Annotated in this window: 1 protein-coding gene; it reads left to right on the top strand. The window is 46.2% G+C overall.

The window, feature by feature from the left end; genetic code table 11:
* Positions 1–718 (top strand): hypothetical protein (locus tag R8O11_RS27600; RefSeq protein ID WP_318194923.1); only part of this gene is annotated, 718 nt, incomplete at both ends.

Here is a 718-nt window from a genome sequence, read left to right as displayed (position 1 = left end):
AACGGTGATACTGCCACAATCGAAAAAGCATTATTCACTCAGAGCGCCACAGCATCGACCTTTAATGTTGCTAAAACTCTAGAAACCGATGAAGTTCAAGTAGACGTTATTCGCGGCTATAACGCTGTCCCAATCAACTTTACGAGCAAAGTAGAGTTTGCCGATGTCGTCCTAAATGCCCCCCTAAAACTGAATGATGATTTCACGGTAAACGCAAACGCAACCCTTGCCGATACGACAATGCAAAGCTTGGCTCTAGGTGGTGCGCTCACGGGTTTAAATGTCGATGTAAACAAAAACCTCACAGCTCAGCGAGGGAACATCTCAAGAGGGGCGAGAATTAACGGAAGCCTCAATGCGCGTGATGTGTTTGCGACAAATGCTGACTTCTCTAACTCGGTAAACGTTGTAGGAAATACGCAAATCAGCGGCGCTCTCAAAGTGGGTAATCAGATTAATCAAAATGGACGACTCATTTCCAACGGAACGACGCTATACAGTAATGGTTCGTCTCTGGACTCTTTGCTTTTAGGTAGGAACTCGACAGCGTTTGACGCTAGCAAAATCGACGGTTACGGCGTTTCGCAATTAGCTCAACGCAACCAGTCGAACGTGTTCGGGGGAACACAGACATTTAAAAAGGATGTGAATGTCTCGGGTAATGTCTACGTTAACGGTCGTCTAGTCGTGGATTCGTCCGGAAACTTATATGACGGTG

This window comes from Vibrio sp. 1288 (genome assembly GCF_033344475.1).
Note: the sequence above shows the minus strand (reverse complement) of the source record. Positions and strands in the feature narration are given on the sequence as shown.